Source organism: Stenotrophomonas sp. 05N37, from assembly GCF_056397365.1.
Genome location: NZ_JBFTNG010000008.1, coordinates 88,739 through 109,290, shown reverse-complemented (window position 1 = coordinate 109,290; position 20,552 = coordinate 88,739). Strand labels below are relative to the sequence as shown.

Below are 20,552 nucleotides of genomic sequence, written 5' to 3'. Positions count from 1 at the left end.
GAAGGCAACGGCCTGCCGCCTTGCGGGTGTCGCCGGAGGGTACCGGGCAGCCCGGCCCGGGACACGCCGTGAACCCTTCCATGGGGGCTCGACACGCGGCATCCATGCCGCTTGACGGTCCCGGGCCGGGCTGCCCGGTACCCTCTGGAGGGATCATCGGGGGTGCGGTTGGGGGAGCGACGAGCGCTGCGGGCGGCGGGCGGACTTGATGTAGTGGTGCCTGGCGTTGGCGTGCCTTGACCGCTGATGTGGGTACCGCGCCTTGCCCGCCGCGCACAAAAAACCCGGCGTTCGCCGGGTTTTTTGTTGATGCGGTGCCATTGCCTTGCGGGCGGCTTACTTCTTCTTCGGCATGTACAGATCGGTGATGGTGCCGTCGTAGATTTCCGCCGCCATCGCCACCGATTCGCTCAGCGTCGGGTGGGCGTGGATGGTGTGGCCGATGTCTTCGGCTTCGGCGCCCATCTCGATCGCCAGCCCGATCTCGGCCAGCAGGTCGCCGGCGTGCACGCCGACGATGGCGCCACCGATGATGCGGTGGGTTTCTTCATCGAAGATCAGCTTGGTGAAGCCCTCGGTACGACCGATGCCGATCGCGCGGCCGCTGGCCGCCCACGGGAACTTCGCCACGCCCACCTTGAGCCCCTTGGCCTTGGCCTCGGTCTCGGTCACGCCCACCCACGCGATTTCCGGGTTGGTGTAGGCCACCGACGGAATCACCCGCGCCACCCACTCCTTCTTCTCGCCCGAGGCCACTTCCGCGGCCAGCTTGCCTTCGTGCGTGGCCTTGTGGGCCAGCATCGGGTTGCCGACGATATCGCCGATGGCAAAGATGTGCGGCACGTTGGTGCGCATCTGCCGGTCCACCGGAATGAAGCCACGCTCGGTGACCTGCACGCCGGCCTTCTCGGCAGCGATCTTCTTGCCGTTCGGCGAGCGGCCCACGGCCACCAGCACGCGGTCGAAGGTGCCCTGCGCCAGTGCCGGCGCCTCGCCTTCGGCAGCGGCCTCGAACGTCACCGTGATGCCCTTGGCATCGGCGCTCACGCCCGACGCCTTGGTCTTCAGGTGGACCTCCACGCCCTGCTTCTTCAGGCGGTCGGCCAGCGGCTTGACCAGGTCCTTGTCGGCGCCCGGCATCAGCTGGTCCATGAACTCAACCACGGTCACCTTGCTGCCCAGGGCCGCATACACCGTGGCCATTTCCAGCCCGATGATGCCGCCGCCCACCACCAGCAGCGACCCCGGCACGTCCGCCAGTTCCAGCGCATCGGTGGAATCCATCACCCGCTTGTCGTCCCACGGGAAGTTCGGCAGCTTCACCGCCTGCGAACCGGCGGCGATGATGCACTGCTCGAAGCGCAGCAGCTGGGTCTTGCCGTCGTCGCCGACGATCTCCAGCTCATTGGCCGACACGAACGTGGCCAGGCCCTGCACCGTGCGCACCTTGCGCTGCTTGGCCATGCCGGCCAGGCCCTTGGTCAGCTGGGTGACCACCTTGTCCTTGTAGCCGCGCAGCTTGTCCAGGGTGATGGTCGGCGTGCCGAATTCCACGCCGAAATCGCCCGCGTGGGCCACTTCGTCGATCACCGCCGCTGCATGCAGCAGCGCCTTGGACGGAATGCAGCCCACGTTGAGGCAGACGCCGCCGAGGCTGGCATAACGCTCCACCAGTACGGTGTCCACGCCCAGGTCGGCCGAACGGAACGCGGCGGTATACCCGCCCGGGCCCGCGCCCAGCACCACCATCTTGCACTCGATATCGGCCGGCTTGCCCGACGACAGCGCCGGCTGCGGCGCCGCCGGTTCGGCCGGGGCGCGGTGCGACGGGGTCACCGGCGGCTTGCTGGCCGGGGCCTCGGCCCTGGGTGCCTCGGCCTTGGCCGGCGCGGCCGGGGCCGGGGCAGCGCCCTCGCCTTCGGCCTCCAGCACCAGCACGACGTCGCCCTCGGAGAGGTTGTCGCCGAGCTTGACCTTGATTTCCTTGACCACGCCAGCCGCCGAAGACGGCACTTCCAGCGTTGCCTTGTCCGATTCCAGCGTGACCAGACCCTGGTCCTTCTTCACCGTGTCGCCCACGGCAACCAGCAGTTCGATCACCGGTACACCGCTGTAATCGCCGATGTCGGGAACCTTGATTTCAATTGCGGCCATCGTTGTTCTCCTGGTGCTCAGCCGGCCTTGCCGGCGAGCAGTTGCTGCAGTTCGTCGAGCGACTCGTCCAGATCTTTCCAGCGACGGTCGAGCTTCTTTTCCTTGGTGTCACTGGCTTCGATCAGCAGCGCCACCTGTTTCATCATCAGCTTGCCGCTGCCGCACTCCGGGCGCGGACCGCTGAAACGCTGCCCATCCACCTGGAAGGACAGCACCTCACCGTCCAGCGCCGCGGCCTTGCGGTCGGCCGGCACGGCCGCATCGAGTGCGGCCTGCCAGCTGCGCAGCAGGCGCTGCGCCAATGCGGCCGGAATGCTCACCTGGTACTGGTCCGGCTCCTGCGCCACGCGCAGTTCCAGGCCACCGCCACGGGCGTTGCTGCTCCAGTTGTAGACGCGCTTGTCGGCACGGCTGTAACGCAGCGTCCATTCCTGTTCCTGGGTGCCCGGCAGCAGCGCCACACCGGTCTCGACCCCGCTCTTGGGCAGGGTGACCAGCGACAACGCCGGCTGCGCCTTGCCCTCGAACAGGGTCTCCACCGCCTGGCCGTAGTTGCCCACCGCCGGCGGCCAGCCCCGTCCCAGGCCGGACGCGCATTCCGCCGCGCCCGCCTGCGACACCGGCAGCACCGCCAGCATCAGCGCCCATGCCAGGCCATGCCTCACAGCAGGACGCGCCGCATGTCGGCCAGCACCTGCGAGAGGTAGGTGGTGAAGCGTGCGGCCAGCGCGCCGTCGATGACGCGGTGGTCGTAGCTCAGCGACAGCGGCAGCATCAGCTTCGGGGCGAATTCCTTGCCGTTCCAGACCGGCTGGATCGACGACTTGGACACGCCCAGGATGGCCACTTCCGGTGCATTGACGATCGGGGTGAACGCGGTGCCGCCGATGCCGCCCAGCGAGCTGATCGAGAAGCAGCCGCCGCTCATGTCGGCCGGGCCCAGCTTGCCGTCGCGCGCCTTCTTGGCCAGTTCGCCCGATTCCTGCGCGATCTGCACCACGCCCTTCTTGTCGACGTCGCGGATCACCGGGACCACCAGGCCGCTCGGCGTATCGGCGGCGAACCCGATGTTGAAGTACTTCTTCAGGGTGAGGTTCTCGCCGCTGGCATCCAGCGAAGCGTTGAACTCCGGGAACTTCTTCAGCGCCGCGGCGCTGGCCTTGACCAGGAAGGCGAGCATGGTCAGCTTGATGCCGGCCTTCTCGTTTTCCTTGTTGAGCGCCACGCGCAGGGCCTCCAGCTCGGTGATGTCGGCCTGCTCGAACTGGGTGACGTGCGGGATCATGGCCCAGTTGCGGGCCAGGTTGGCGCCGGAGATCTTCTTGATCCGCGACAGCGGCTGGACCTCGACCTCACCGAACTTGCTGAAGTCCACCTTCGGCCAGGCCAGCAGGTTCAGGCCACCACCGGCGGCCACGCTGCCGCCCGTGGCGGCGCCACCGCCGGTCAGGGCCGACTTGACGAACTTCTGCACGTCGCCCTTGGTGATGCGGCCGCCCTTCTCGGTGCCGCTGAGCTGGTTGAGGTCCACGCCCAGCTCGCGGGCGAACACGCGCACCGCCGGGGAGGCATAGGGAACCTTCTGCGGCAGCACGCTGTCGGCGTTGAACTGCACCGGCGGGCTGCTCGGCGCGCCGGCCGACGGGGCAGCGGCGGCCGGGGCCGGCTGGGTCGGCTTGGCCGCGGCCTGCTCGATCTCGCGGGCGGCCAGCTTGTCCGGCTGGGCCGGGGCGGCGACCGGCTCGACCTTGGTCGCGGTCTCGGCCGCTTCGCTCTTGGCGGCCGGGGCCGGTGCGGCGGCAGCGGCCGGCTGGGCCTCGCCTTCGCTGACCTCGATCAGGGCCACGACCTTGCCCTCGGACAGGTTGTCGCCGATCTTGACCTTGATCTCCTTGACCACGCCAGCCACCGAGGACGGCACTTCCATCGTGGCCTTGTCCGATTCCAGCGTGACCAGGCCCTGGTCCTTCTTGACGGTGTCTCCAACGGCGACCAGCACCTCGATTACCGGGATATCGCTGTAGTCACCGATATCGGGGACACGTGCTTCCTTGATTTCGGCCATGGGGATAACTCCGGCAATCTGGTGTAGGGAATCGCCTATTGTAGGGCAGGAGGCGGCAGCGCCAACCGGCTGCGCGATTTTTTGCGGCGCCTGTCCCGGGACAAGCCGTTGCAGTGGCCTGGCTTGGCCGGCTTGCGCTTGGTACAGCGCAAAGCAGGATTTTCCAGTCGGTACCGTATTGTCCGCGGCACAGCGTGCCTGGCCGGCTCAGGGCAGCGCATCGGCCAGCGGCTGCCAGGCCGCCTGCAGCCGGGGCAGCGGCCAGGCTGCGTTGGCCGGGCTGGTCGATGGCAGCGACCAGATCGCCAGTGCGGGGGTACGCGCCGGCAGTGCGGGCGCGATGAAACGCAGGAACGCCTGGTAGGCGGCACTGCCGTTGCAGGCCACCGCACGCAGCTGCGCCAGCGTCGGGATCACGGCATCCAGTGCATTGGGCACTTCACTGCCGCGCACGATCGCCGCATCCAGGCTGCCACGCCGCCGGCATTGCCCGATCACATCCCACACGCCGACCCCCGCTGCGTTCAACGCGCGCATGCGCGCGGCGTAGGGAAGCGTGGCGTCAACCGCGCACAACGCCTGCATCAACGGCCAGAAGCGATTGCGTGGATGGGCGTAATACTGCGCGGCCTGCAGCGATGCCAGGCCGGGCATCGAGCCGAGGACCAGCACCCGACACCCCGGCGTGAGCTGCGCGGGAAACCCGATGCAGGTTGTTTCTTCCATCACATCTCCACCAGGTGCATGAACATCGGCAAACGCCGTAATGCGCATGTTTGCAGGCATTTTCTGCTGTTCGCTGAACAGAACAAACCAAATTTTAACGCGCGTCGGATTCGATTCATGTTGCGGGGACTACGTTTGCCTCGCCCCGGAACCAACGGGGTCAAGAACAAAAAAAATTCTGAGGAGATTCCCCCATGCGCTCCATCCGCACTCTGACCCTGGCTACCCTGACTGCCCTGGCCTTCGCACCGGCCGCTTTCGCGCAGGATTCCACCACCGACACCGCCTCGGGCAAGCATTTTGCCGTGGTTGGCGGCGTCTCGCTGCTGCAGCCGAAGAACGATCCGCTCGACGGCGTGCGCAAGGTGGACGGCGGCCCGGCCCCGACCCTGAGCTTCAGCTACTACATCAACGACAACTGGGCAGTTGAGCTGTGGGGCGCGGCGGACAAGTTCGACCACCGCGTGCGTGGCACCGATGGCGCGCGCCTGGGCACGGTCGAGCAGCAGCCGATCGCGCTGAGCGGCCAGTACCACTTCGGCCAGGCCGACAACGTGTTCCGTCCGTTCGTGGGCGCCGGCTACTACGAGTCCAACTTCAGCAATGAAGACCTGGCCAGCGACATCGGCCACATCGGCCTGAAGACCGCCAAGGGCGCCATCGGCACCGTCGGCGTGGACATGAACATCAACAGCACCTGGTTCGCCCGCGCCGATGCCCGTTACATGCATTCGCGTCCGGAGCTGACCGTCAACGGCGACAAGACCGGCGACAAGGCCAAGCTGGATCCGTGGACCGTGGGCTTCGGCATCGGCGCCCGCTTCTAAGCGCCGTCCGCGTCACTGCTGTACCAACGGGCCCCTCGCGGGCCCGTTGTCGTTTTCCGGCCCGGTGCCGGTCGCGTGCTTTCATTCGGCCTTGCCCCGGGCTCGCCGATACTGCCGGCATCGCATCAGCGGGAATGGGGATGGAAGCAGCCGGAACGGAGCCGATGCTGGACGTGCTGGTGATCGGCGGCGGCATCAACGGCGCCGGCATCGCCCGGGACGCTGCCGGGCGCGGCTGGTCGGCGTGCCTGTGCGAACAGGACGACCTGGCCGCGCATACGTCCAGCGCCAGCACCAAGCTGATCCACGGCGGCCTGCGCTACCTGCAGTACGGCCAATTCGGCCTGGTCCGCAAGGCGCTGCGCGAGCGCAGCGTGCTGCAGCGGCTGGCCCCGCACCTGGTGGTGCCCACCGAGTTCGTGCTGCCGCAGGCCGCGCACCTGCGCCCGGGCTGGATGCTGCACGCCGCCCTCTGGCTGTACGACCACCTCGGCCATGCCGACCCGGCCTTCCCGCGTTCGCAGCGCCTGGACCTGCGCCGCGATCCACGCGGGGCGGTGCTGCACGCGGACGTCCGCCGTGGTTTCAGCTATGCCGACGCGCGCGTGGACGATGCCCGCCTGGTGTTGCTCAACGTGCTGGACGCGCATGAGCGCGGTGCCCGGATCCGCGTGCGCACGCGCTGCGAACAGCTGATCCGCCATCGCGATCATTGGTGGGCGGTGCTGCGCGACGCCGATGGCAGCATCGTGCGCCTGCGCACCCGCGCGGTGGTCAATGCCACCGGCCCCTGGGCTGGCGACCTGCTCGAGCGTGCGGGCATGGATGCGCCGATCGGGCTGCGACTGGTCCAGGGCAGCCATATCGTGGTGCCACGCCTGTATGCCCACGACAGCGCCTACCTGCTGCAGCAGCCCGACCAGCGGATCGTGTTCGTGCTGCCCTTCGAGCAGGACTTCACCCTGATCGGCACCACCGACGTGGACTACGACGGTGACCCCGCCCGGGTACGGGCCAGCGACGACGAAGTGGAGTATCTGTGCGCGGCGGCCAACCGCTGGCTGCGCACGGCGGTACACGCCGGTGACGTTGTCTGGCGCTACAGCGGGGTACGCCCGCTGCTGGCCGACCACCACCATGACGCGGCCAAGGTCACCCGCGACTACCGCCTGCAGCTCGATGCCACCCAGGCGCCGCTGCTGAGCGTGCTGGGCGGCAAGCTGACCACGTACCGCACCCTCGCGGAAGAAGCGGTGGACCAGCTCGGCCCGCTGCTGGGCCGTACCGAACCGGCCTGGACCGGCGCGGGGCCGGTGCTGCCGGGCGGCGACGGCGGCGATGCGCAGCACGTGCAGGAACGCCTGCAGGCAGCCTACCCGCAGCAGCCCCCTGCCCTGCTGGCAACGCTGGCGCGCCGTTACGGCACCCGTGCGAGCACCGTGCTGGGCGCGGCCAGCACGCCGGCGCACCTGGGCACGCATTTCGGCGCCGGGCTGTACCAGCGCGAGGTGGACTACCTCGTCGCGCAGGAGTGGGTGCGCACGCCGGAGGACCTGCTGTGGCGTCGCACCCGCCTGGGGCTGCGCCTGGACCCGGCCCAGCGCGATACGCTGGCGCAGTACCTGCGGGACCGCGTGGCAGCGATCGCGTAGGCTGCGGCATCCCTTCGATTCGTTGCATGGAGCAAGGCATGGACAAGCAGTACGTGCTCGCCATCGACCAGGGCACGACCAGTTCCCGCGCGATCCTGTTCGACCGCGGCGGGCGCATGCTGGGCAGCGCGCAGCGCGAGTTCGCCCAGGTGTTCCCGCAGCCGGGCTGGGTCGAACATGACCCGCGCGAGATCCTCACCAGCGTCTATACCACCCTGACCGAGCTGCTCAACCGCGAGCAGGTCGATCCACGCCGGATCGCCGCGATCGGCATCACCAACCAGCGCGAGACCACCGTGGTCTGGGACAAGGCCACCGGCCAGCCGATCCACAATGCGATCGTCTGGCAGTCGCGGCAGAGCCATGCCATCTGCGAGCGGCTCAAGGCCGAGGGCCACGAAGCACTCATCCGTGCGCGCACCGGCCTGTTGATCGACGCGTATTTTTCCGCGACCAAGATCCGCTGGATCCTCGACCACGTGGACGGCGCGCAGGCCCGTGCCGAGCGCGGCGAGCTGCTGTTCGGCACGATCGACAGCTGGCTGGTATGGAACCTCAGCGGCGGCGTCGCGCACGTCACCGACTACAGCAATGCCGCGCGCACGCTGCTGTTCAACATCCATACGCTGGCCTGGGACGAGGAGCTGCTGCGACTGCTGGATATCCCGCGCGCGATGCTGCCGCAGGTGCGCAGTTCCAGCGAGGTGTATGCGCACACCCGGGCGCAGTTCTTCTTCGACCAGCAGATCCCGATCGCCGGCATCGCCGGCGACCAGCAGGCCGCGCTGTTCGGCCAGGCCTGCTTCGAGCCGGGCATGGCCAAGAACACCTACGGCACCGGCTGTTTCATGCTGATGAACACCGGCGACAAGGCGGTGGCCTCGCGCAACGGGTTGCTCACCACCCTGGCCTGGGGCATCGACGGCACCGTCGAGTACGCGCTGGAAGGCTCGATCTTCGTCGCCGGCTCGGTAGTGCAGTGGCTGCGCGACGGGTTGCGCATGTTCGGCGCGTCCAGCGACTGCCAGACCTATGCCGAGCGCGTGGCCGACACCGACGGGGTCTACCTGGTGCCGGCCTTCGTCGGGTTGGGGGCGCCTTACTGGCGCAGCGACGTGCGCGGGGCGATGTTCGGCCTGACCCGCGGCACCACCAAGGAGCACTTCATCCGCGCGGCGGTGGAGTCGATGGCTTACCAGACCCGCGACGTGCTGGCGGCGATGCAGGCCGATGCCGGTATCGAGCTGAAAGAGCTGCGCGCCGATGGTGGTGCGATCGGCAACGACTTCATGGCCCAGTTCCAGAGCGACATCCTGGGCGTGCCGGTGCTGCGCCCGCAGGTGGCCGAAACCACCGCGCTGGGGGCGGCCTACCTGGCCGGGCTGGCCACGGGGTTCTGGTCCAGCCGCGCGGAGATCGCCGAGCAGTGGGCGGTGGACCGGCGCTTCGTGCCGCAGATGGCCGTGGACCGCCGCGAGGCGCTGTATGCCGGCTGGCAGCAGGCGGTGGACGCGACGATGGGGTTCCGGGTGAGCTGACGTGGGCGGCCCGGCCCAGGGATCCCGAGCCGGGAGCGCATCCACGCATGGCGTGGATCTACGCCGGATTGCAGCATCCACGCATGGCGTGGATCTACGTCGGATTGCAGCATCCACGCATGGCGTGGATCTACATCGGATTGCAGCATCCACGCACGGCGTGGATCTACGTCGGATTGCAGCATCTACGCATGGCGTGGATCTACGTCGGATTGCAGCATCTACGCATGGCGTGGATCTACGCCGGATTGCAGCATCCACGCAGGGCGTGGATCTACGCCGGATTGCAGCATCCACGCATGGCGTGGATCTACGCCGGATTGCAGCATCCACGCATGGCGTGGATCTACGCCGGATTGCAGCATCCACGCAGGGCGTGGATGCGCGTCGGTTGCGGCGGTTGGCGTCGCTGTGAGGATCGGGGTGCCGATCAGAACGCCGGCAGCACCGCGCCCTTGTACTTCTCGGCGATGAAGGCCTTCACTTCCGGGCCGGTCAGGGCCTTGGCCAGCTTCTGCACGCGGGCATCGTCCTTGTTGTCCGGGCGCGCCACCAGGAAGTTCACGTACGGCGAATCCTTGCTTTCGATCGCCAGCGCGTCCTGGGTCGGGTTGAGCCCGGCATCCAGCGCGTAGTTGGTGTTGATCAGGGCCAGGTCGACCTGGTCGAGCACTCGCGGCAGCATCGCCGAATCCAGCTCGCGGAACTTGAGCTGCTTGGGGTTGGCGATGATGTCGCGCTGGGTGGCCAGGGCGTTGCTCGGGTCCTTCAGCGTGATCACGCCGGCCTTGTGCAGCAGGATCAGCGCGCGGCTGTTGTTGCTGGGGTCGTTGGGGATCACCACGTCGGCGCCGACCGGGAGCTCATCGAGCGACTTGAAGCGGCGCGAGTACGCGCCGAAGGGTTCGATGTGCACGCCGATGACCTTGACCAGGTCGGTCTTGCGGTCGCGGTTGTAGGCGTCCAGGTACGGCTCGGTCTGGAAATAGTTCACGTCCACCTGCTTCTGCACCAACTGGTCGTTGGGCTGCACGTAGTCGTTGAACACGCGCACGTCCAGCTCGAGCCCTTCCTTCTGCAGCAGCGGCTTGACCACCGCCAGGATCTCGGCGTGCGGCACGGCCGTGGCGGCCACGACCAGCTTCTGGGAATCGGCGTTGGGCTTGCCGCAGGCGGCCAGGGCCAGCGCGGCGGCAAGCAGCGGGAGCAGCAGGGTCTTCTTCATGGGGGACGGTATCCGGGGGCAACGATAGCGCCCAACCATACCGTACGCCCCGGCCTTGCGGTATCCGCGGCCATATGACCGGCGGGCATGAGCCAGGCGGACGGGCCAGCGCCCGCCCCGCCGTTACTCGTAGTTGGTCAACGCCAGCGCCAGCAGCGCCTTGGCCTGTTCGCGCAGCATCACCGGCTCGATGATCTCCGCATCCGAGCCGTAGTGCAGCACGTCCATCAGCAGCTCGCGCGAGACGCTGTAAGGCACCTTCAACTCGTAGCGACCATCGGCCAGGAAGCGCCCCTGCTGCTTGGAATGCCAGTGTTCGTCGGCCACCCAGCGCGCGGCCTTGGCACTGAACACGATCGTGGCCCAGCCCTTGGGCGGGCCGGAGAAGATGCCGTAGCTGGCGCCCAGCTGTTCGTCCAGCTCGGTGTCGTCCACGTCGCGGGCCACGGTGTCCACCACCCGCGCCTTGTAGATGCGGTCCACCGCGAAGCTGCGCAGGCCCTCGCGCCCGTGGTCCCAGGCGTCGAGGTACCAGTTGTCGCGGTAGTGGGTCATGCGCTGCGGCGAGACCGTGCGCTTGGTCGCCTCATCGGTGGAGCGGGCGCGGTACTCGAAGGCCAGTTGCTTGCGCTCCAGCACCGCCGAGGCCACCGCACGGAAGCTGGCTTCGTCGAACTTGCGGCCGCGGTGCGGGATCACCCGGACCCGATCGACCGGCCAGGTGGAGACCCCGGCCTGGGCCGCGAGCAGGCCTTCGATGCGCTGCTGCAGCGGCGCCAGCACCGAGGACAGCACGCCGCCGCCGGTCCGCGCCAGCAGATGCTGCGAGGCCAGCAGCGCATGCAGCTCTTCGGAGCTGAGCCACAGCCCGGGCAGTTCGAAGCGGTCGCTCTCGTCGTCCTGGTAGCGGAAGCCGGCCTCGCCGTCGCCCTCCACCGGCGCCATCAGCGCATCGCGCAGGAAGGCCAGGTCGCGGTAGACAGTGGCGCGGGAACACTCCAGTTTTTCCTGCAGGGTCGCCACCGTCACCGGATAGCGGGCGGACTTCAGCAGACGATGCAGGGCGTTGATGCGTTCATATCGGTCCATGACCCGATTATGTCCGAGTCGCCGTCGTTGTGGCGGCCCGGACCGCATCTTCGGCTATCGTGAAGGCCCGATTCCTGCCGTTGCCCCCTGTCATGCGCCTGTTGCCCGCCGCCCTCCTCCTGTCCGCGCTGTTGTCCGGCTGCGGTGGCAGCCCCGATCCGGCCGCTCCGGCGGCCGTGCCGGCCGCGCCGAGCGTGCCGGCCGCGGCCGACCCGGTGCAGGCAGTGCTTGCGGCCAGCCAGCGCTTCGGGCAGCTGCGCAGCTTCCACGCCAGCCTGCGCATGCAGGGCCCGCGCACGGTGGACACCACGATGGAGTTCGTGGCCCCGGACCGCTACCGGCTGCAGACCGACGATGGCCCGCAACTGATCATCGGCGACACCTTCTTCCTGCAGCGTGCCGGTGAAGTGCGCCAGGTGCCGGTCCCGCCCGGCCTGCTCGCGCAATGGCGCAGTCCGTTGCCGGCCGACCTGGCGGCAACCGATCTGACCGTGGACGACCTGGGCGGCGATACGATCGACGGCGTCGCCACGCGCAAGTATCGCGTGCGCCATGCCAATGCCGCGCCGGACGGCATGCTGTACTGGATCAACGCGCAGGGCCTGCCGGCGCAGATCGAACGCGAGGGCCAGACCCAGGGCCAGCGCTTCCGGATCACGCTGCGCTACACGCGGTTCAATGACCCGACGCTGCAGATCGCGCTACCCTGAACAGGGCTGTAGCCCGAACCCCTGCTAAAGCGCCACGCGCTGGCGGGAATCGCCGCCATATGCATCCAGTATCATCCCCCGTTGCATTTCCCCCACCGTTCGATCCGGAGAACCGTTGATGTCCCTGCGCGTCTCGTTGCTTGTTCCCCTGCTGCTGTGCGCCCCGGTGGCCTTCGCCCAGGACACCACCGACCCGGCCGCGATGACCTCGCCCTGGAGTGGCAGTGGTGGTGAGCTCGGCTTCGCCTCGGCCCGTGGCAACAGCAGTACCGAAAGCGCGAACGGTCGGCTGCGGCTGCGCTACACCGACGATGACTGGGTGCACAGCATGGACCTGTTCGGCCTGCGCTCGCGTTCGGACTACATTGAGACCAACGACGACGGCACCACCACCAAGCGCAGCAACACCACGGCCAACCGCTACACCGGCAGTGCCGGCAGCGCGCTGCAGCTGGGCGAGCACCGCCAGCTCACGGCCACGGTGCGTTACGAGCGCGATGACTTTGCCACCTACGACCGCCAGAGCTCGTTCGGTCTGGGTTACGGCACCCGGTTGGTGGAGGGCGACAAGTTCTACATGGACGCGCAGATCGGCCCCGGTGTGCGCCGCACGCACAACACCGAAGACGACTCGACCCGTACCGGCCTGATCGGCCGCGGCCTGTTCGACGTGAAGTATTCGCTTACCCCCAACACCGACCTGGTCAACACCCTGCTGGTGGAATCGGGCTCGTACAACACCTTCGGACAGAACGACTTCGGCGTGTCGGTGAGCATGAACGAACACCTGGCGCTGAAGGCCGGCTGGCAGGCGCGTTACAACAGCGACGTGGCCGAAGACAAGCGCAAGACCGACACCCTGACCACGATGAACGTGGTGTACAAGTTCAAGTGAGGCCCGTGGGCGCAGCCGCGCCCCGGCACCGTAGAGCCGACCGTTGGTCGGCTGAGCGACTCGGTTGAGCCGACCGTTGGTCGGCTGAGCGACCATTGCTCAGCTGAGCCACCGTTGCTCGACTGAGCGCGGAAACACCGGATACCGCGGCGCCCACGTCGCGTCGCCCCACCGCAGCGTGCTCGGCAAGGCACTGCCGGCCGCCGGCCGGCACCACCTTCAAGGGCGTCTCACACCGCGAGCAGTTCGCCCGCGCCGCCCTCCAGCAAGCCACGCGCCACCAACTGCCCCAGCGCGTCCGGATCGCTGCCCGGCCCGCGCGCTTCGGCGCGCACGGTACGGCCATCGGCCACGCCGCCGACCAGCCCCTGCAGGAACAGATCCTCGCCCTCCCACTGCGCCAGGCCCGCCACCGGCACATGGCAGCTGCCGTGCAGCGCGCGGTTCATCGCGCGCTCGGCCTCCACGCAGGCGCGGGTGCGGGGATCGTCCAGCGTTGCCAGCAGCGCCATCACCTGCGCGTCCTCGCCATTGCATTCCACCGTCACCGCGCCCTGCGCCGGTGCCGGCAGCCAGGCCGGTGCGGTCAGCCGCGACACGATCCGCTCGCCCAGGCCCAACCGCTCCAGCCCGGCCACGGCCAGCACGATCGCGTCGTAGCCGCCGTTGTCCAGCTTGGCCAGGCGGGTGTTGACGTTGCCGCGCAGGTCCAGCAGCTCCAGGTCCGGGCGCAGCGCGCGCAGCTGGGATTGGCGGCGCAGCGAGGAGGTACCCACGCGCGCGCCGATCGGCAATGCGTCCAGTGAGGCGTAAAGGTTGGAGATGAAGCCATCGGCCGGATCGTGCCGGGCCAGCATGGCCGGCAGCGCGAACGGCGCGTCCAGCTCCATCGGCACGTCCTTGAGCGAGTGCACCGCGCAGTCGGCGTCGCCCCGCAGCATCGCCAGCTCCAGCTCCTTCAGGAACAGGCCCTTGCCGCCGATCGCGGCCAGCGAGCGATCCAGCACCTCGTCGCCGCGCGTGCTCATCGGGACCAGCACCACCTCCAGCCCCGGATGCGCCTGGCGCAGGCGGTCGGCGACGTGTTCGCTCTGCCAGAGGGCAAGCGGGCTCTTTCGGGTGGCGATGCGCAGGGTTGTCATGCCGCCATTTTACAGGTGCTTGAGGTCCTGCTTGATGCTGGCCACGCAGCGCCGGCTCACCTCCAGCGGCGCCTTGCCATGGCGCAGCACGGCCTGGACCTGGCCTGCGCCATTTCGTCGCAGCTCGATCAGCTCGTGGCGGGCGACCAGGCAGTTGCGGTGGATGCGCACGAAGCGGTTGCCGAATTCCTCTTCCAGCGACTTCAGCGATTCCTCCAGGAGGTCCTCGCCGCGCGCGTGGTGTACGACGACGTACTTCTCTTCGGCCTGCAGGTAGTGGATGTCTTCGATCGGGATCAGCCGCAGGCTGCCACGCAGGCGCGCGCACAGCAGGGTGCGCGCCTGCTGGCTGGGCGTGCTGGGCTGCCCGCTGCGGCCGGCCAGGAAGGTGCGGGCGCGTTCCAGCGCGGCGGCCAGGCGTTCGGGGCGCACCGGCTTCATCAGGTAATCGATCGCGGCGGCCTCGAAGGCCGACAACGCGTGCGCGTCGTAGGCGGTGCAGAACACCACCGCCGGGCGCGGGTCGAACGTGGCCAGGTGGCGTGCCGCTTCCAGCCCGTCCAGGCCCGGCATCGCGATGTCCAGCAGGACCAGGTCCGGCTGCAGCTCGGCGCAGGCATGCAGCGCCTGTTCGCCATTCTCGGCCTCGGCCACCACCTCGACCCCGGCCAGTTCAGCCAGCAGGCTGCGCAGGCGCTCGCGGGCGAGCGGCTCGTCATCGGCAATGACCACCTTCAAGGCTGTTTCCTCACGGCACCGGGACGGTGATGTCGCAGGCATAGTAGCCGTCGCTCCACGCCCCCGTCATCCGCGCGGCCGGGCCGAAGCGCCAGGCCAGGCGATGGGCGATGCTGCGCTGTGCGTGGCCGGCCCCGTGTGCCAGCGGCAAGGCACGCGCCTGCGGGTCCGGCGCCGGGTTGTGCACGCGGATATGCAGCTGGTTGCCCTGGCAGGCCAACGCGATGACGATGGTGCCGCCCCCGGGCAGCCGCGAGATGCCGTGCAGCACCGCGTTTTCCACCAGCGGCTGCAGCACCAGGCGCGGCATCGGCAGCGCCCACGGCAGCGGTTCCTCGCGTTGCCACTGCACCTGCAGGCGCTCGCCCAGGCGCAGCGATTCGATGGACAGGTAGCGCTCGGCCAGTTCGCACTCGTCGCGGAGCGTGGAATCGCCCTCGCCGGCGCCCAGTGCGGCGCGGAACAGGTCGGACAGGTCCAGCACCGCGCGCTCGGCCACCACCGGGTCGCGGCGTACCAGGCTGGCGATGAGGTTCATGCTGTTGAACAGGAAGTGCGGCCGGATCCGCGCCTGCAGCGCATCGGCCTGGGCACGCGCATTGGCCACGGTCTGCGCGGTCCAGCGATCGCTGACGTAGAAGTAGCGCAACGCCAGCGCCACGATCAACGCGGTCATGGTGGCGCTGCCCAGGGTGAAGCGCCAGAACCCGACCTGTTTGGCGAAGCCGTCGGCCTGCAGCACCCCGTAAAGGCCGTGCACCACGCCGGCGCAGAGCGCAGCGATCAGCGCGGTCATCGCCACCGCCAGCAGGGTGCCGGCCAGCTCGGGCAGGCGCGACAACGCGCCACGCGCCAGGCACAGGCAAATGGTCACCGCCAACGCCAGCCACAGCGCGAAGCCGCTGGCCGAGAAGAAATCGGAGATCGACCAGTGCCGGCTGCCGTCCGGGGCCAGGGCGACCACGACCACCACCAGCTCGGCCAGGCCGAGCATCGCCGCCAGCCGCGGCAGGCGGCACAGCTCGGGCAACCAGGGTTGCTGGCGGGGGTCGTTCATGGCTCAGGCGGCCTGGAAGCGCCGGTCCAGCCAGTCGCCCAGGGCCTGCAGTTCTTCGCTGCAGACCTGATGGGCCATCGGATAGGAATGCCACTCCACGGCGATGCCCAGGTCCTTGAGGGTCTGCGCGCTGTGCGCGCCGATCGCCTGCGGAATCACCGGGTCCTGGGTGCCGTGGGCCATGAACACCGGCGGCTGGATACCCTCGGGCGCACGCCGGGCCACGGCGTTTTCCGGGTCCGGCAGGTAAGTGGACAGCGCGATCACCCCGGCCAGTGGACGGGTCCGGCGCAGCATGGCACTCAGGATCACCGCCCCGCCCTGCGAGAAACCGGCCAGCAGGATGCGCTCGGCCGGAATGCCGGCGGCGACCTGCTGCTCGATCAGCGCATCCAGCAGCTGCACCGAGGCATCCACGCCCGCGGCATCGGCGCGCGAACGGAAGTCCATGCTGACGATGTCGTACCAGGCCCGCATCGGCAGGCCGTTGTTGATGGTGATCGGCTGCACCGGCGCATGCGGGAACACGAAGCGGATCGCCGGCCAGTGCGGGCGCAGCAGCTCGGGCACGATCGGGGCGAAGTCGTGGCCATCGGCGCCCAGGCCGTGCAGCCACAGCACCGCCCATTGCGGGTCGGTGCCGGTTTCATTGATGACGGTGTCCAGCATGTGCGGCTCCCCTACGGTCGAACCGCATTATGCCGGGTCGCCGCGGTGCCGGGTCAGCCCGGCGCCGTGTGCTCGGCCGCGGCCTTGCGCAGCTGCGCGGCGCGCACCAGCACGGGCGGCGGCGCGGTTTCCTCGGGAATTTCCATCAGCCGCAGGCGGTGCATCAGGGTGCCCGGTCCGCGGGCGGAGGTGAGCGCCACCACCGGAATGGCCAGAACCATGCCGATCACCACCGGGGCCATCCACGCCGCCAGCGACGGCGACACGGCATACGCCAGCGCGCCCATGAACAGCCCGAACACGCTCAAGCCACCATAGCCGCGGATCAAGGCCGGCCAGGAAATGCCACCGTCGTCGCGCTGCTGCGCATCCCAGCCCGAATCCTTGCCGGCCAGCACTTCGGCCACGCCGCGCGACTGCACGTACATCACCACCGGCGCCATCAGCGCGGCGAGCAGGGTTTCCAGCAGCATCGACAGCAGCGCGCGGATGCCACCGCCGCAGCCGCGCCGCTCGACCGGGTCGAGCAGCATCGCGATGTACCCCAGCACCTTGGGGGTCAGCAGCACCACCATGGTGATGGCGAACATGCGGATGACCTTCTCTTCGTCCTGGTGGCGCCAGTACAGGCTGGGCGAGAGATGCAGCACTTCGTTGAAATCGATGCCGCCCTGGAACAGCGGAATGGCGATGCCGACCAGCATCAGCATCCCCCACATCGGCGCGGTGAAGTAGTGGCCGATGCCGATCATCATGTGCATGCGGCTCACCCAGTGCAGGCCCTTGGAGCGCACCACCTTGGCGTGCTGCAGGTTGCCCTGGCACCAGCGGCGATCGCGCACCAGCATGTCGGTGAGGGTCGGCGGGCCTTCCTCGTAGCTGCCTTTCAGGTACGGCACCATGTGCGTGGCCCAGCCACCGCGGCGCATCAGCGCGGCCTCGACGAAATCGTGGCTGAGCACGTGGCCACCGAACGGCTGCTTGCCCGGCAGCGCGGGCAGGCCGGCGTTGTCGGCGAACGCCTGGGTGCGGATGATGGCGTTGTGGCCCCAGTAGTTGCTTTCCGCACCATGCCACCAGGCCACGCCGCGGCCGATCACCGGGCCATACACGCGGCCACCGAACTGCTGCATGCGGGCAAACAGCGTACGCCCGCCGATCACCGCCGGCAGGGTCTGGATCAGGCCGACGTCCGGGTTGTGCTCCATGCCGGCGACCAGGCGCACGATGGTGTCGCCGGTCATCAGGCTGTCGGCATCCAGGATCAGCATCTGCGGATAACCGCCGCCCCAGCGCCGCACCCAGTCGGCGATGTTGCCGGCCTTGCGCCCGCTGTTGTCGCCACGACGCCGGTAGAACAGGCGTGCGTGCCCATCCACCGCGTCGCAGAGGTCGGCGAAGGCCTGTTCTTCGGCCGCACCGATATCCTCGCGCCGGGTGTCGCTGAGGACGAAGAAGTCGAACTTGTCCAGCTGGCCGGTCTCGGCCACGGACTCGTAGATGGCCTGCAGGCCGGCCAGCAGCCGGCGCGGGTCTTCGTTGTAGGTGGGCATCAGCAGCGCGGTGCGGGTGTGCACCACCGGCAGCGGCTGGTCGGGGTCGATGCCCAGCTTGTAGCCGCGATCGAACACCGCGGTGAGGAAGCCAGCCACCGCGCCGGCGAAGGACAGCGCGATCCAGGCGAACAGCGCCACGAACAGCACCAGCAGGCAGGCCTCCAGCACGGTGACGCCGTTGACGGCCAGCACCTTCCACATCATCACCGTGGCCGCGATGGTCATCGCCGCGGTGCCACCGAGGATGTAGAAGCGGCGCAGCGCCATCAGCCGCGGCGCGGTGCGCTGGCGCGGCACCTGCAGGCGACCCTCGCGGAACGACTGCTCGGGCATGGCCATCGGCACCTCGGCGGGCAGGATGGCCTGGCCGGCATCGGGGAGGACGTTGACTGTCTGCACACTCATCGGCGATTACCCTGCGTGAGTGGTGCCATCCCGGGCTGGCCCGGCGCGGAGAGGGTCATCCAGATCCTGGCACGCCCAGCGGCGTGCGTGTGTCCTGCCTGCGCGGGGCCGTGGCCGGCACGCAGCTGTTGTCTGTCACTACCGGAACCCACGAACTCTCCAACGGATCTGAGGCGAAAAATGCGGCTCAGCATAGGGGGCCAAATGTAAGCCGGATGCGAAGGGGGCCCGCGTGATTTCTCCCCATTCAGCAAATCTGTGACGCGTGCCGCCTCAGGCGGGGTGCGGCAAAACGCCGCAGGCCTTGTGGCACGGGGCTTTCCCCATTCATGTTGAACGCAGGTCCGGTTCCGGGAGCCGCCCGGCCGGCCGTGGCGGCCGCCCCGTCCCGCAGGCATCGTCGGCAGCGCGATGCGCAGCCCGCGCGCAGGCCGGGCGATCACGCCAACGTCGTCCCGGGGTGCGTCACCCGGGGCCGCACGCGCCGCCGATGCAGCATCGCTGCCCGCCTCGGCGTGGCAGCGGCGTCATCGGTGCAACGGGGTCTGCGTGGGACGCGTGCCTCAGGCCGGCGTGACGGCCACGGCGATATCGGCGTCCAGCAACGGCTGGGTCAGCGCGCGCGAGCCGATCTGGGAAAACTGCAGGTGCGCCAGCAGGTGCTGGGCCTGGGTGGCTTGCGGGCACGGTGCGATCCGCGGCCCTGCCGGCGGTCGCTCAGTGGTGATCACAACACTGGACATTGTCTGGTTATCTCGTTGCATTCCAATTCGCCGCGGGGCCCCCTGCCGCGCGGAATGCGAACCCTATATCAAAACGAAGGCCATTGTGTGACGGGGCCTGCGTTGTGCCGGGAACCCTGCCCCAGGCGACAGAAAACTGGCGGCTACGCATAGGCAGCGGCTATCATGTAAACGTTTACAACCCAACCAAGACGGATATGGATTCCACTTCTACCTCCCAGTTCAGCCCCAAGTGGCAGTTCCGCTTCAACTTCTTCGACACCTACGGCGCGCCGAACACCCCGGCGTTCAAGGCGGCCTACAAGGCGCTGCCGTTCGGCCAGAAGATCAAGGTGAACTTCAACTTCTTCGCGCTGTTTTTCAGCTGGATCTACCTGTTCATCCTGGGCATGTGGCGCAAGGCGCTGACCATCCTGGGCATCACCATCGTGCTGATGATCCTGGTGTCGTTCATGCCGGCCGTCGTCGGCCGCGGCGTCGGCATCGGCTGGTCGCTGCTCGTCGCGCTCACCACCAATTACGCCTATTACCTGGAGAAGGTGAAGGGCGACACCGGCTGGAACCCCTTTGCGGGTATGCGCTGGTAAGCGCTGCCTTGCGTGGGTGATGTTGATCCAGGGCCCGGTCGAAAGACCGGGCTTTTTTGTGCGGTTCGCGTCAGCGGCGACGCGGGTCGATGACCACCTCGCCGTCTTCCTTGACGAAAGGCGTCTGCAGCACCGGCAGGATCTCAAGCACCCGCTCCGAGGGTCGCGCCAGGCGCACGCCCAGCGCGGTCTGCACGAAGGGGCGATTGATCAGGATCGGATGCCGCTGCATCGCGTCGAGCAGTGTGTCCTCGCCCAACCGTGGATCGCCCAGGCCAAGCTCGGCATACGGCGTACCCTTTTCCCGCAGTGCATCGCGTACGCACAGGCCGGCGCCGGCGATCAGTTCCCGCAGCCGCGTACGGTCCGGTGGTGCCTGCAGATACTCGATGACCTGCGCCTCGACCCCGGCATGGCGCAGCAACGCCAGGACATTGCGCGAGGTCGCGCAGGCCGGATTGTGGTAGATCACCGCTTTCATGCGCGCATCTCCTGCGTCGGCACGCTACCACCCTCGCGCAGGCTGCCCTCGCCGAGGGGCAGCCAGTCGACCTGGTTCTTGAACACGGCGCTGGGGCTGCCGTGCCGCTCGGGCCTGATCCAGGCCTGGCCCCCGGACCACGCCGGCCACGCGCGCAGTTGCTGGACCTTGGGATGGTCCGGGTCCACCGAGCCGGCCATCGGCAAGCCGTGCGGGTTGAACAGGCGCACCTCCGCCCCGTAGTGCAGCGGCAGGCGCTCCCCCTCGGAGGCCAACGCCGGGTCAGGGATATC

Annotated in this window: 19 protein-coding genes and 1 pseudogene; 6 read left to right on the top strand and 14 right to left on the bottom strand. The window is 68.5% G+C overall.

The genetic code is table 11. From position 1 onward, the window contains the following. Positions 1-336 precede the first annotated feature (336 nt). The 4 genes from lpdA to AC1DGC_RS17945 form a co-directional block, all read right to left on the bottom strand. Positions 337-2,154, bottom strand: coding sequence for a dihydrolipoyl dehydrogenase (gene lpdA / locus AC1DGC_RS17960; RefSeq protein WP_478048505.1), 1,818 nt, complete (start codon positions 2,152-2,154; stop codon positions 337-339). A gap of 17 nt (positions 2,155-2,171) precedes the next feature. Next, positions 2,172-2,819: a hypothetical protein gene (locus tag AC1DGC_RS17955; RefSeq protein ID WP_394164223.1), complete on the bottom strand. Its 648-nt coding sequence runs from the start codon at positions 2,817-2,819 to the stop codon at positions 2,172-2,174. Next, positions 2,816-4,219, bottom strand: a complete 1,404-nt coding sequence (gene aceF, locus AC1DGC_RS17950) for a dihydrolipoyllysine-residue acetyltransferase (protein WP_259209698.1) — start codon at positions 4,217-4,219, stop codon at positions 2,816-2,818. Before aceF ends, AC1DGC_RS17955 begins: the two co-directional genes overlap by 4 nt. A gap of 207 nt (positions 4,220-4,426) precedes the next feature. Beyond that, positions 4,427-4,945, bottom strand: coding sequence for a DNA-deoxyinosine glycosylase (locus AC1DGC_RS17945; RefSeq protein WP_394164222.1), 519 nt, complete (start codon positions 4,943-4,945; stop codon positions 4,427-4,429). A gap of 194 nt (positions 4,946-5,139) precedes the next feature. Here AC1DGC_RS17945 and AC1DGC_RS17940 point away from each other — a divergent pair, with 194 nt between their 5' ends. The 3 genes from AC1DGC_RS17940 to glpK all read left to right on the top strand — a co-directional run bounded on the left by AC1DGC_RS17940 (position 5,140) and on the right by glpK (position 8,962). Further along, positions 5,140-5,772, top strand: a complete 633-nt coding sequence (locus AC1DGC_RS17940) for an OmpW/AlkL family protein (protein WP_259209702.1) — start codon at positions 5,140-5,142, stop codon at positions 5,770-5,772. A gap of 140 nt (positions 5,773-5,912) precedes the next feature. Continuing rightward, positions 5,913-7,424 carry a glycerol-3-phosphate dehydrogenase gene (glpD, locus tag AC1DGC_RS17935; protein WP_478048504.1) on the top strand — a complete coding sequence of 504 codons (1,512 nt, stop codon included), beginning with the start codon at positions 5,913-5,915 and terminating at the stop codon, positions 7,422-7,424. 38 nt (positions 7,425-7,462) lie between these two features. Beyond that, on the top strand, positions 7,463-8,962 hold the full coding sequence (gene glpK / locus AC1DGC_RS17930) for a glycerol kinase GlpK (protein WP_478048503.1): 1,500 nt from the start codon (positions 7,463-7,465) through the stop codon (positions 8,960-8,962). A 430-nt stretch (positions 8,963-9,392) separates the two neighbouring features. Here glpK and AC1DGC_RS17925 read toward each other — a convergent pair whose 3' ends face one another. Further along, positions 9,393-10,187 (bottom strand): MetQ/NlpA family ABC transporter substrate-binding protein, encoded by a 795-nt coding sequence (locus tag AC1DGC_RS17925; RefSeq protein WP_394164219.1) that lies wholly within the window; start codon positions 10,185-10,187, stop codon positions 9,393-9,395. Between the two features lie 123 nt (positions 10,188-10,310). Next, positions 10,311-11,276, bottom strand: a complete 966-nt coding sequence (locus AC1DGC_RS17920; protein ID WP_259209716.1) for a helix-turn-helix transcriptional regulator — start codon at positions 11,274-11,276, stop codon at positions 10,311-10,313. Between the two features lie 92 nt (positions 11,277-11,368). Between AC1DGC_RS17920 and AC1DGC_RS17915 the strand changes: the two genes are divergently transcribed. Together AC1DGC_RS17915 and AC1DGC_RS17910 are read left to right on the top strand one after the other, a co-directional pair. Continuing rightward, the gene (locus tag AC1DGC_RS17915) at positions 11,369-11,986 is read left to right on the top strand and encodes a hypothetical protein (RefSeq protein ID WP_394164218.1); all 618 of its coding nucleotides are present in this window, start codon (positions 11,369-11,371) and stop codon (positions 11,984-11,986) included. 118 nt (positions 11,987-12,104) lie between these two features. Then, on the top strand, positions 12,105-12,881 hold the full coding sequence (locus AC1DGC_RS17910; RefSeq protein ID WP_259209720.1) for a DUF481 domain-containing protein: 777 nt from the start codon (positions 12,105-12,107) through the stop codon (positions 12,879-12,881). A gap of 230 nt (positions 12,882-13,111) precedes the next feature. On the opposite strand, the gene hemC is transcribed toward AC1DGC_RS17910, so the two are convergent. The 6 genes from hemC to AC1DGC_RS17880 all read right to left on the bottom strand — a co-directional run bounded on the left by hemC (position 13,112) and on the right by AC1DGC_RS17880 (position 19,191). Further along, entirely contained in the window at positions 13,112-14,023 is a 912-nt protein-coding gene (hemC, locus tag AC1DGC_RS17905; RefSeq protein ID WP_259209722.1) for a hydroxymethylbilane synthase, read from the bottom strand. 9 nt (positions 14,024-14,032) lie between these two features. Beyond that, complete coding sequence (locus tag AC1DGC_RS17900; protein WP_259209727.1) at positions 14,033-14,761, bottom strand: LytR/AlgR family response regulator transcription factor; 729 nt, start codon at positions 14,759-14,761, stop codon at positions 14,033-14,035. 10 nt (positions 14,762-14,771) lie between these two features. Beyond that, positions 14,772-15,818 (bottom strand): sensor histidine kinase, encoded by a 1,047-nt coding sequence (locus AC1DGC_RS17895; protein WP_259209728.1) that lies wholly within the window; start codon positions 15,816-15,818, stop codon positions 14,772-14,774. Positions 15,819-15,821: 3 nt separating this feature from the next. After that, entirely contained in the window at positions 15,822-16,487 is a 666-nt protein-coding gene (locus AC1DGC_RS17890; RefSeq protein WP_259209730.1) for an alpha/beta hydrolase, read from the bottom strand. A 53-nt stretch (positions 16,488-16,540) separates the two neighbouring features. Further along, positions 16,541-18,448: a glucans biosynthesis glucosyltransferase MdoH gene (gene mdoH, locus AC1DGC_RS17885; protein WP_259209732.1), complete on the bottom strand. Its 1,908-nt coding sequence runs from the start codon at positions 18,446-18,448 to the stop codon at positions 16,541-16,543. 563 nt (positions 18,449-19,011) lie between these two features. Further along, positions 19,012-19,191: a hypothetical protein gene (locus AC1DGC_RS17880; RefSeq protein ID WP_259209734.1), complete on the bottom strand. Its 180-nt coding sequence runs from the start codon at positions 19,189-19,191 to the stop codon at positions 19,012-19,014. Positions 19,192-19,388: 197 nt separating this feature from the next. On the opposite strand from AC1DGC_RS17880, the gene AC1DGC_RS17875 reads away from it, so the two are divergent. Next, positions 19,389-19,778 (top strand): DUF2628 domain-containing protein, encoded by a 390-nt coding sequence (locus tag AC1DGC_RS17875; protein ID WP_259209737.1) that lies wholly within the window; start codon positions 19,389-19,391, stop codon positions 19,776-19,778. A 70-nt stretch (positions 19,779-19,848) separates the two neighbouring features. Here AC1DGC_RS17875 and arsC read toward each other — a convergent pair whose 3' ends face one another. Both arsC and AC1DGC_RS17865 read right to left on the bottom strand, forming a co-directional pair. After that, positions 19,849-20,259: an arsenate reductase (glutaredoxin) gene (arsC, locus tag AC1DGC_RS17870; RefSeq protein ID WP_259209740.1), complete on the bottom strand. Its 411-nt coding sequence runs from the start codon at positions 20,257-20,259 to the stop codon at positions 19,849-19,851. Positions 20,260-20,270: 11 nt separating this feature from the next. Continuing rightward, positions 20,271-20,534, bottom strand: a pseudogene (locus AC1DGC_RS17865) (NAD(P)H-dependent oxidoreductase); the annotation flags it as partial. Positions 20,535-20,552: the final 18 nt, after the last annotated feature.